11 protein-coding genes and 1 pseudogene are annotated in these 10,312 nt (G+C 63.9%); 3 read left to right on the top strand and 9 right to left on the bottom strand.

From position 1 onward, the window contains the following. Positions 1-114 precede the first annotated feature (114 nt). The 8 genes from A5791_RS07715 to A5791_RS26710 form a co-directional block, all read right to left on the bottom strand. The gene (locus A5791_RS07715; protein ID WP_067233593.1) at positions 115-1,440 is read right to left on the bottom strand and encodes a hypothetical protein; all 1,326 of its coding nucleotides are present in this window, start codon (positions 1,438-1,440) and stop codon (positions 115-117) included. Positions 1,441-1,443: 3 nt separating this feature from the next. Then, on the bottom strand, positions 1,444-2,208 hold the full coding sequence (locus A5791_RS07710) for an SDR family NAD(P)-dependent oxidoreductase (RefSeq protein ID WP_067233591.1): 765 nt from the start codon (positions 2,206-2,208) through the stop codon (positions 1,444-1,446). Next, entirely contained in the window at positions 2,205-4,544 is a 2,340-nt protein-coding gene (locus tag A5791_RS07705) for a CaiB/BaiF CoA-transferase family protein (RefSeq protein WP_067233588.1), read from the bottom strand. Before A5791_RS07705 ends, A5791_RS07710 begins: the two co-directional genes overlap by 4 nt. A 7-nt stretch (positions 4,545-4,551) precedes the next feature. Beyond that, positions 4,552-5,523 carry an enoyl-CoA hydratase/isomerase family protein gene (locus A5791_RS07700; protein WP_067233586.1) on the bottom strand — a complete coding sequence of 324 codons (972 nt, stop codon included), beginning with the start codon at positions 5,521-5,523 and terminating at the stop codon, positions 4,552-4,554. Between the two features lie 10 nt (positions 5,524-5,533). Further along, complete coding sequence (locus A5791_RS07695; RefSeq protein WP_067233583.1) at positions 5,534-6,370, bottom strand: mycofactocin-coupled SDR family oxidoreductase; 837 nt, start codon at positions 6,368-6,370, stop codon at positions 5,534-5,536. After that, entirely contained in the window at positions 6,367-7,572 is a 1,206-nt protein-coding gene (locus A5791_RS07690) for a cytochrome P450 (RefSeq protein WP_067233581.1), read from the bottom strand. The genes A5791_RS07695 and A5791_RS07690 overlap by 4 nt, the downstream gene beginning before the upstream one ends. Before the next feature lie 42 nt (positions 7,573-7,614). Next, positions 7,615-8,340: a TetR/AcrR family transcriptional regulator gene (locus tag A5791_RS07685; protein ID WP_067233578.1), complete on the bottom strand. Its 726-nt coding sequence runs from the start codon at positions 8,338-8,340 to the stop codon at positions 7,615-7,617. Positions 8,341-8,587: 247 nt separating this feature from the next. After that, positions 8,588-8,863, bottom strand: a complete 276-nt coding sequence (locus A5791_RS26710; RefSeq protein WP_197504626.1) for a hypothetical protein — start codon at positions 8,861-8,863, stop codon at positions 8,588-8,590. Positions 8,864-8,894: 31 nt separating this feature from the next. Between A5791_RS26710 and A5791_RS07680 the strand changes: the two genes are divergently transcribed. Continuing rightward, complete coding sequence (locus A5791_RS07680) at positions 8,895-9,179, top strand: hypothetical protein (RefSeq protein WP_231995829.1); 285 nt, start codon at positions 8,895-8,897, stop codon at positions 9,177-9,179. Then, a complete protein-coding gene (locus A5791_RS07675; RefSeq protein WP_067233575.1) occupies positions 9,176-9,994 on the top strand; it encodes a sugar phosphate isomerase/epimerase in 819 nt (272 codons plus the stop codon). Before A5791_RS07680 ends, A5791_RS07675 begins: the two co-directional genes overlap by 4 nt. 1 nt (position 9,995) lies before the next feature. Here the strand turns inward: A5791_RS07675 and A5791_RS27670 are convergent, their stop codons facing one another. Then, a complete protein-coding gene (locus A5791_RS27670; protein ID WP_369828027.1) occupies positions 9,996-10,166 on the bottom strand; it encodes a Gfo/Idh/MocA family oxidoreductase in 171 nt (56 codons plus the stop codon). Between A5791_RS27670 and A5791_RS27665 the strand changes: the two are divergent. Continuing rightward, positions 10,116-10,312 (top strand): annotated as a pseudogene (locus A5791_RS27665) (gfo/Idh/MocA family oxidoreductase); the annotation flags it as partial. The gene A5791_RS27670 and the pseudogene A5791_RS27665 sit on opposite strands and share 51 nt — an antisense overlap.

The following is a 10,312-nucleotide window of genomic DNA, read 5'->3' as shown; positions in this document are numbered from 1 at the left end:
ACGACTGCTCGAACCCATGCCCAGAATCTTATGGAGACCCACTGACAAGAATTGCCGCGATGTGACCACTGAAGCTAAAGTGACACAAGGTACAGCGATCCAACAGGCAGCGCACTAGCCGACCCGCAGCCGCTCGGCGCCTTCGATCGCGCTCTCAGCAAGCGCTTCCTCGAGCAAGTCGGCAACGCGATGACGTTCCCACAGGCTCAACACATTTGACAACATCTGCAGCGGAGCACGAACGCTTTCGTCATCTTTGATGTGCGGGTCCTTGCGGCTAATCGGTGCAGCGTCGCCGAACCGCCTGCGGATCAAGGCGGGTACGTCCAGCAGCCAGGCCACACCCATCGAAGCCGCATAAAGCAGAGTGTGCCGGGCCAGCCGGGCCGGGTCGAGATCCGGGCCGCCACAACCACGGACTCCGGCGACGAACGCCGCCAGCAGTTCGTCGAAATGGCAATCCCACAGATCGGTTTCGGCTCCTGACATGGCTCCCCAGATGGCCATGCCCATGTTCATTTGGCTGACGCAACCCCAATCCATCAGGCCGCAGCGCAGCACGTCATCGGTGTCGCGCCAGAACCAGGCGTTGTCGACGTTGGCGTTCCAATGGCACAGCGCGACATAGTCGTCATCGGCGGCAAGATGGCGCACGATGAACTCCTCGTGCTGCGCCAGCCGCGGCGCCTCGTCGCGCAAGCGCGACAGGAACGCCGAATCGACGTTAGGGGGCAGCAACGCGGTATGGGTTTCCGCGAATTCGGCGAGCTGTGTCAACTGCCGATCCAGCTTGTCCATTCTCATGGGCGCCCGCTCACCCACTGTCGCCGCCTGCATGTCAGCCGCGAACCCTGCGGTCAGGTGGGCGGGCAGGCGCCCGGAGCGGTGTGTGCCCGCCAGCCGGGCGACCGTTGTGAGCAGAGCGCGATAGTGCGCAACAGGTTCGGGCATCTCGTAATCGAGGCACTTGTGGTACTGACGTTCGATTCCATTGGTGCCGAATCGGATTCGCTCGGTGATCAGCACGCCCGTCGCGGTAGGGCGGTGGTAGTCGCCGAACAGCACGTCGGGTACCGCGATAGGAAATCCAGGTGCGCGTGACAACGACGCGAAACGCACCTCCGACTCCATCTGCGTCTTTCCGCGGTCACGTGTCGAGTCGCCGAAATCACGGGAGAACTTGGCGAACAGCTCGGTGTGCAGTCCGGGCGACGCCTTGTCGTATTCGACCGACAGGGCAACCTTGCGTCCGGTGCTCCCGCCGGCGATCTGCCGAAAGCCGGTGATGCTTCTGACGGCGTTGTCCGCACCGAGTACACCCGACATCCGGAATGCGTCGGTGAGAAAATTCGGCCCCCCGCGGCGCAAGGCTTCGGGGTCGGCAGGAATCAGCCGCCCTAACTGATCGCCGGTGACCCAACGGTCAGTGTCTCCGCCCATGCGTCACCAAGTCTGTTCGGCAGCGCGGACCAGCATATGGTTGACCGCAACTCGGCGGTCCCGAGTCACCATGTATAGCACCGCATCGGCGATATCTTCAGGCCGCAACTTCACCATTCCGGCGGTCCGCTGTTCGAACGCCTTCCTCGCCGGTGCGGCCAGGTGATCGAAGATTTCGGTGTCGACGGTTCCGGGGCCCACCACGCCGACCCGGACCCGTTTGCCCAGCAGTTCTTGGCGGAGCCCTTCACTGAAGGCATTCACACCGAATTTGGTCAGCGAGTAGACCGCGGTGCCGGGCCTGGCCACCCACCCCGCGGTCGAGCTGATGGTAACGAGATCGGCCACCCCCCGCGGCGATTCGGCGGCCGCGTCGATCAGGTGCGGTAGTGCTGCCCGGGTGGCGTAGAGGACGCCTTGAACGTTGACGGCCACCATGTCATCCCAGTCTTGCAGGGCAGCCTCGGCCGCGGGTCCTGATTGCATCAAGCCGGCGTTGTTCACCAGAATGTCAAGACGCCCCAGCTCACCGACGGCATGCTGCACGGCTTTCGATACCTGCCCCGCATCAGTGACATCCGCCGTCGCGACAAGCGCTGTGCCACCTGATGATTCGATCTCGGATTGCAGCTCCTGCAACCGATCCGTCCGGCGCGCCAACAGGGCCACCGTCGCGCCGTGCGCAGCCAGTGCCTTCGCCGTTGCGGCGCCGATGCCGCTACTGGCACCGGTCACCAGGGCAGCGGTGTCGGCAAGTGCCGGCGTCATGTCGAGGCCCCGGCTTGCCAAGCGGCACCGAGTATCTCGCCCAGAACATAATCATTGTGCTCACCGAGGTCGGGTGCGCCCCGTTCGATCCGCGCCGGGTTTCTTCTCATCCGCCACGAAGGTCCCAGTATCGGGCGCTGGCCCTCCGGGTGGTCGGACACAAAACGAAACAACTCTCGCTCCCAAAGTCGTTGATCGCCGATGACGTCGACGGCCGTGGCGCTCTTGCTTGCCGGTACACCCGCCGTCCGCAGACGATGCGCGAGTTCCTCGGCTTCATGATTTCGTGTAGCGGCTGCCAGGTCGGCATCGAGCGCCGCACTGTGAGCACGCCGATCAACCATCGTCGGGTAGCGCTCGGCCAGGCGCATGTCGCCGAGCACGTCGCAGAGCCGTTGCCACTCATCGTCGTTGGCCACGGCCACGCTCACCCAGGAGCTGTTCAGGCAGGGGTAGCAACCGTGCGGGCACATGTCGGGGTGGCTATTGCCGTTGGGTGCCAGGTCTTCTCCGGTCAGGCTTTGCTCAACCAGGCAGTCACCGATCATCGAGGAAAGGGTCTCCACGGCCGAGACGTCGACGAATTGCCCCGCGCCGCAACGTTCGCGATGCAACAGTGCAATCACCGCCGCATACGCGGCGGCGGCCCCAACCGTGGAGTCGCCGTAGCGCATGCTGATCCCAAGGGGAGGCCCGCCGGGATAGCCGACCAGAACAGCCAGCCCAGCCAGGGCGGCGAATGATGGCGCATAACCGGTTTGATGGCCCAGCGGGCCGTCATTGCCCCACATTTTGATCGACACCGAGATGATGTCCGGCTTGATCAACCTCAGCTGGTCGTATCCCAGGCCTTGGCGCTCCATCGCGCCCGGGCGAAGGTTGTTGATGACGATGTCGCTGTGTGCGACCAGATCGCGCACCAACGCCATACCGTCGGCCGACTTGATATCGATGTCGACACTGAGGATTTCGGGGTTGATGCTCAGGAAGTAGGGGGCATGGTTGATGTCGGTGCCGCCATAGGCGCGCATCTCCTCTGGATTGCCGGCTGTTTCGACCTTGATCACCTCAGCGCCCAGCAGGGCCAGCAGCTTTCCCGCGTACGGTCCGGCCCACACCTTGGTGAGCTCGACGACGCGTACCCCTTCCAATGGACCACCGCGCCGGTACTTGTTCGCCTTGAGTTGTGGCGATGTGACCGTCAGTGGCGGGCGCGCCGAGTCTAGCCCGCTCACGACGGACGCGGTGTGCTGGCCGAGAGTGGGTGCCGCAGAGCGGATCTCCGCCGGAGATGCGCTCAGGGCATACGGAACGGTGGGATACGCCGCGGTGCCGAGTACCGGGTGGATTACCTCCCGGAAAAAGCCGCGGTGCCGATATTGCGGCGAGTTACGCAGGTCCGCGGCGTCGTTCACCGGGACCAGCGGCACATTCAGGCGCTGCGCTTGCTCTGCCGCGGTCTCTTTGGTCAACCCCTTGACCCACGCCGCGAACCCGCGCTGAAACGTGGCGACTTTGTCTGCGGTGACGGAGAACTCCAGCCAGTCATCGTCGAACTCGTCGAGCCACTCGGGCTGACCCATCAGCGCCTTGACTCCGAGCCAGTGTGCGCGACTGGTCATGTACAGGTAGACATAGCCGTCGGCGCAGGCAAAAAACGATGCCGGGCCCTGCTGGTCGTAGTCGTCCCGAGTGCCGTGAGCGGGCACCTCGCCTGTGATGAAGCGGCCCAGAATGCAATCGGCGCGGGAGACCAGCACCGCATGCTGCGAAATGTCGATGACCTCCCCCGCGCCGGTGTGCAGCCGCCCGAACAGCGCCGACACGATGCACAGCGCCGCGTCCAGTCCCGCTTCGTAGTCGGCGAGGAATCGGCCGGGCCCCTGCAGCGGTGGCTGTGTCGGGTCGGCGTGGCTGGGCGTGTGATAACCCCATCCGCTGGCATGGAACACGTTGATGCTCTTGGCGTTGCCGAACTCGGTGGGCGCCTCCTGCCCGAACGGCGTGATACCGCAGAACACCACAGACGGGTGCCGTTCAGCCCAATCCGTGGCGCGGCTGTCGATCACCGCATCAGCGGTGTCGATGAGCTTGTGCACGTGCTCGCTGTCTAGCACGACGGATTGCTTGTTGGTATTCAGGTAAGCGAACAGGGCACTGCCCTCGGGCCCGGCGTCACGCCTGACGACGGGCGCCATCCTTCTGGTCCGGCTGCCTCGTCCTGGCGCCTCCACCTTGATGACTTCGGCACCGAAGTCGCCCAGCAGCTTGCCGCAGTACTCCCCTGCGACGGACTCGGCCAGCTCGACGATCCGGATACCGGACAGTGCCGACATGCCTGGCTCAGGGCTTGTTTCGTCCGGAGCGGCTCAGGCGCCACTCCGGCGGGAAGTTCATGTCGTTGTCCTTCACCACATTGTTGAGGCCCTTGCTGAAAGTGCCCTCGGTGAGGTCGACTTCGTTGTCCCGGTCGTTCGCGATCATCGGCAGCATCCCTTCGACCATGCCGGTCAGCAGACTGCCGAAGTATTCACCCTTGTGCTGCTTGTAGAGCTCCAGGAACGTCTTCTGCACCGCGACCGTGTCCGTGGGGCGTGACCGTGAACATGCCATCGCGTACTTCAGCGTCTCTGCTTCCAGCTTCTCGCGGGGCACGACGCTGTTGACGAAACCACACTCGTACATCTCCTTCGCGCTGAACGGTCTTCCAGTGAACAGCATTTCGGAGAACTTTCGCAGGCCCATGGTCTCGGCCCACCACCACAGTCGAGGTCCCCAGCCAACGTAGCGGAAGGCCGGGTGCCCGAATAGCGCGTCTTCCGACGAGATCACCAGATCGGCGTCACCGGCCTGGTAGAAGTGCCACCCGTAGCAGTAGCCCTTGGCCTCGATGATGCTGATCTTGCGAAGTTCCTGTAGTGGACGGTTTCCCGCGCGTGCCTTGGCATAGAAGTCGGTGACGGTGGACAGATACCGGTATGACCCGCCGGGCGGGTACTTGACGTTGTCATCGTTGATGGCGAGTTCGTGCAACAACGGCATACCTGGGTTTTCCAGCATCCCGCGCTGTTCGGGGAGGTCTCCACCACTTCCGAAATCTTCGCCTTCCCCACGGATTACCACGACCTTGACGTCGTCGTCGACGTTGCACTTGTGGATCAAGTCGGCGTAGTTCTGCCGCATCCCCAACGTGGTCGAGTTCTGCGCGTCGGGACGGTCGAAGGTGATATAGGCGATTCTGTTCTTGACGTCCTTCTCGAACTTGATGTATTGCTCGGCTTCCTTCTTCATCTCTTCGTAATCGTATTCAGGCATTGGTTTTCTCCTATTTGAGTAATGCGCCCGCGTCGACGGGCAACGAAACGCCAGTGATATAACGAGATTCGTCAGAGGCGAGGAACAGAACGGCGTTGCTGATGTCGATGGGTTCCACCCAGGGCACCGGCAAAGTATGCGTCATCTGCGAGAACGGGGCGAAGTCCTCGGGTCCCGGATTTTCCAGATCCGGACGGAACAAGCGAAACGTCAAGTCGTTCATGGTCATCGGTGTGTTGACCTGGCTGGGGTGAACGGAATTGACCCGAATGCTGTGCTGGCCCAGCTCAACAGCGAAGGAGCGCATCAGCCCCATCACACCGTGTTTGGCTGCGATGTAGTGGCCGGTGTAGGCGAGCGCCTTGTGTGACCCGACGGACCCGGTGAGCACGATGGAGCCGCCTCGTCCCCCGGCGATCAGGTGCGGCACACCGGCTTTAACGGTCTTCCACACGCCGGAGAGGTTGACGTCGATCATGTCCTGCCAGATGTTCTCGGGAATCTTGTGCAGTTTCTTGCCGATGGTGCCGATGCCCGCGTTGGCGACGATGATGTCGAGGCGGCCGAGTTGTTCCACACCGCCGTCCACCGCGGCCTTGAGGGCGTCGTAGTCACGCACGTCGACTTCCGCGGTCACGATGCGTCGGTCAAGCGCCTTGACCTGGTCGGCGGTTTCGGCGAGATCCTCCGGGGTCGACGCCGGATAGGCCATATTCTCGATTGGCGCGCAGATGTCAACGGCGATGATGTCGGCGCCCTCTTGGGCCAGCCGCACCGCATGGCTGCGGCCCTGCCCGCGGGCGGCTCCACTGATGAACGCAACCTTGCCCTCGACCCGGCCCGTCATGACGCCACCAGCGCCGGCATGGTCTCCCAGCCCCGCACCGTCGACGTCGGACTGAGTGTGGCCCGAGACAGATCGACCTCCCACTCTGGGAACCGTCTGAGGATCTCCTCCAAGGCGACCCGGCCTTCCAGGCGGGCCAGCGCCGAGCCCAGACAGAAGTGTGTCCCGACGCTGAAGGTCAGGTGCGGCCGGGCTGTGCGATGGATGTTGAATTCGCCGGCATCCGGCCCGAACTGACGCTCGTCGCGGCAGGCCGAGCCGATGAGGTTGATCATCACGCTGCCCTCGGGGACGGTCTGGCCGTGGAAGGTGACGTCGCGAGTGACGTAGCGCGCCGTGTGCGGTGCGGGCGGCTCGTACCGCAACAGCTCCTCGATCGCCTGCGGGATCAGCCCCGGGTCCGCGACGAGTTCGCGACGCTGATCGGGGTGCTCGGCGAGAACCTTTCCCGCCCAACCGATCAGGCGCGTCGTTGTTTCGTTGCCCGCACCGGCGACGACGTTGAGGTAGACCAGAATCTCGTCGCGCGTCAGTCGTCGGGTGGTGCCGGTTTCGTCCACGAATTCGACGTTGAGCAATTCGGTCATGATGTCGTCGGAGGGATTCTCCGCGCGCCAATCGATGTACGCGGCGAACTGCTCACCTACCGACAGGCCGTGTTCAGCGGCCTGCATGGGCTTGCCGGCCTCGGTGCGCAGCTGTGCGTTGGCACGATCGCGGATGTACTCCTGATCGTCTTCGGGGATGCCGAGCAGGGCGCTGATGACTTTCATCGGCATCTGGGCACCCAGGTCGGTGACGAAATCGAACCGGCCCGATCCCACAAGCGGATCCAGCGCTTGAGCGCAGAACTGCCGGATCATCGGCTCCAGCGCGCTGATTTTGCGCGGCGTGAACATGCGCGACAGCAGCCTGCGGTGCACGTCGTGAATCGGTGGGTCTTCGAAGATGAGCATTCCCGGCGGGATCTCGAGATTGGCCTTGATCAGCTCCAGGATCGCGCCGCGTGCAGAGCTGAACGTGACGTGGTCGACCAGCGCCTTGTTGACATCGGCGAACCGGCTCACCGCGAAGAAGTCGTATTCGGCGTTGTAGTAGAGCGGCGCCTCGTCGCGCAGTCGCGCGAACATGGGATACGGGTCGGCGATGAGCTCGACATCGTATGGATCGAACCGAACGTGGCTCTCGGTGCTCGTCGTCACGAAATCCCTCCTGGACCTTTATCCATACCCGTACCGAGCGCTTCAGCCCGACGCCCGGGATGGCCGGGATGTCGAGGTTCCGCGGCGCCGGGTCGAACGACGTCCGCCGGCCCGAGTAAGCCGCCCCTTGTCGGGACTTTTCAGGATGCCGGTGGCGATCGCCGCCAGGATCCCGTCCAGTTGTTCGGCGCTCTGGATGATCCGGTCGCCGTGGGCGACCCGCTGCAGCAGACCGTTGATGAAGGTCAGCGTGATGTTGCTCAGGTCCTCGACCACAGCCGATTCCAACTGAGCGCCGTGCGGCATCAGCTGGACCAGGATCTCCCGGTGCAACTTGGTGAATCCGTCGGTGGCCTGTTGCATGATCGCGGCCAGCGCCGGATCGCGAGTGGCCTGCATGGTCAGCTCGTATCTGGCTTTGGTGCGGGATAACTGGGGCTCGCTGCCTGCTTGTATGACCACCTGCGACAACCGCGAGGGCGACGGATTGTCGCCCCGGCCGTCGGCCCCGTCGACCACCGATTGCAGGCTGGCCAGGTCCAGCTCCGCCAGCCGCTCTGCGACGGCACGCAGCAGCGCCGAGCGGGTGCGAAAGTAGAACGATGTGGTGCCGTCGGGCACGGCGGCCTTGCGGTCCACCTTCAAATGGCTCAGCCCCTTGGCCCCATCATCGGCCAAGAGCTGAATCGCCGCATCGCACAGATCCCTGCGGCGCTCCACTGGATTTGGCTTTCGCCGCTGGGTTGCGGCGTCGGCGCGTTGGGCCATGAGGCGGAAACTTTCCTACGGTGTTGGGTCCAATGTCTGGACCGAGAAGCTTACTCTATGTTCGTAGTGTGAGCAAAGGCTGTCTTCGTACAGCGCCTTCGTCAAGCCCATGGTGAAAATCGGCGTGCGACACGCCGCTTCGCGCATCGTTACCGGTGGCCACGGTCATCTACCTTGAGCTCAGTTGTGCGACAGAAGGCTCGACGGGAGGGCGGGCAGTGAGCCAAAGCCAAATCGAGGGCAAGGCTCACCATGGGATAGCGGCCGTCGTCGCCCTCGGTGCGCTGTTGTGTGGCTGCCATTCGACCCCCCACCACCCGCCCGCCGCGTCCAGCACCACCAAGACCACCACCGCCTCGCCGCCGGCGCGGGCTCCGGCGCCGACGACATCATCGATCGCGCCAGCGGTGCGGATTCGGCCATTGCCGGTCCGGCCGGTGCAGAGGTCGAAGATGACCACGGCCGACAAGTGCCCCGCCACAAACCCGAACGCCCCTGTCGCGCCGACCGGGGTCCTGGTCACCTGTGACCTTGCCCGAACCAACCTCTACACATTGGGTCCAGAGACGATGCAGCTGACGCTGACGCGCGTGGACCCACCCACGCCGTTGACGGCGGATTACTTCGAAGTGCATCTGACGATGGACCCGTCGTCGGCGGCTGCGTGGGCGTCGTTCACCACGGACCACCTGCACGCCCACATCGCCTTCGTCCGCGACGATCTGGTACTGGAGGCGCCGACCATCCAAGAACCGGTCACTTCCGGACAGATTGCCCTGACAACCCAAACGGCAGCCGCGGCCGACGAATTGGCCCGGCTGGCGGGCCAACCGGGATGAGGCCGCTCGCTATTGGGTTTTTGAGTGTATTCGCGCTTCCACCAATAGAATTCGTGAGCCTCGCGGAGGAACTTGGTTGTCGGCACATCTCCACGGTCGTGCAGGGAGTGCCGTTGCTGCCGCTGGGCTATCCGCCCTACTCGCTGCGAGATGAACCCGCATTGCGCAGGGAATTGCTCGCTGCGATGAACGATCGTGGCGTGACCATCACGCTCGGCGACGGGTTTCTGGTGCTGCCCGGCGCTGAGATGAGCACGCACGGTGCGGATCTCGACGTGTTGGCCGAACTCGGCGTTCCGCGGATAAACGCGGTCAGTCTGAACCCCGACCTGGGCCGCACCTTCGACCAGTTCGCGGCGCTCGCCGAACTCGCCGCCCAGCGTGGCATCCAGACCGTCGTCGAACCTGTGCCCGGCCTGACCGTCGGCGATCTACCTACCGCGCTGGCCGCATTGGAGCATGTAGGGAGACCGGACTTCCGCCTGTTGATCGACACCATGCACCTGGTGCGGTCTGGATCGGGCGCCGCCGACCTGGCCGCGCTGAATCCCGACTACATCGGCTACGCCCAGCTCAACGACACCACGTTACGACCACGCATCGAAAACTACCTGGAAGAAGCGATGTACGAGCGCATGGTTCCCGGGGAGGGCGAACTTCCGCTGCACGATATCCTCACCGCGCTGCCCACCGACATCGTGGTCGAACTCGAAATTCCACAGCGGTCACTGGCATTGGCCGGAGTGAGTCCCGCTGATCGTCTCCGCCCCGGTGTCGAAGCGGCACGACGACTGTTATCCGAAGTCGCCGACTGATTCAGCTCGGCTCGCGCAGCGGGAGGCCGGCCGCGCGATAGATCGCGTCGATGACGGTCATGTTTTCGACCGCGTCTTGGGGCGTCGTTCGCACCGGCACACCGCGGCGGACGGCGTCGACGAACGCGTCGAGCTGCGTGTTTTCAATCCCGTCATGCCGCAGTTCTACCATCGGCTCGCGGTCCGATCGTCGGACGGCAAGCGCGTCGAACGTCTCGGGCGTCGACCGTCCTACGCCTACCAGCTCGACGCGTTCGTCGACGCCGTCCGCCGCGGTGTGCCGGTGCGAACGACGCCCCAAGACGCGGTCGAAAACAT

Origin of the sequence: Mycobacterium sp. 852002-51163_SCH5372311 (genome assembly GCF_001667115.1) — a bacterium.
GTDB lineage: Bacteria > Actinomycetota > Actinomycetes > Mycobacteriales > Mycobacteriaceae > Mycobacterium.
This window is presented reverse-complemented; position numbering and strand designations above follow the sequence as displayed.

Coding starts and splice junctions, on each gene's coding strand:
- A5791_RS07715 (WP_067233593.1), bottom strand. CDS start 1,440: ATGGGCGGAGACACTGACCGTTGGGTCACCGGCGATCAGTTAGGGCGG.
- A5791_RS07710 (WP_067233591.1), bottom strand. CDS start 2,208: ATGACGCCGGCACTTGCCGACACCGCTGCCCTGGTGACCGGTGCCAGT.
- A5791_RS07705 (WP_067233588.1), bottom strand. CDS start 4,544: ATGTCGGCACTGTCCGGTATCCGGATCGTCGAGCTGGCCGAGTCCGTC.
- A5791_RS07700 (WP_067233586.1), bottom strand. CDS start 5,523: ATGCCTGAATACGATTACGAAGAGATGAAGAAGGAAGCCGAGCAATAC.
- A5791_RS07695 (WP_067233583.1), bottom strand. CDS start 6,370: ATGACGGGCCGGGTCGAGGGCAAGGTTGCGTTCATCAGTGGAGCCGCC.
- A5791_RS07685 (WP_067233578.1), bottom strand. CDS start 8,340: ATGGCCCAACGCGCCGACGCCGCAACCCAGCGGCGAAAGCCAAATCCA.
- A5791_RS07675 (WP_067233575.1), top strand. CDS start 9,176: ATGAGGCCGCTCGCTATTGGGTTTTTGAGTGTATTCGCGCTTCCACCA.
- A5791_RS27670 (WP_369828027.1), bottom strand. CDS start 10,166: ATGGTAGAACTGCGGCATGACGGGATTGAAAACACGCAGCTCGACGCG.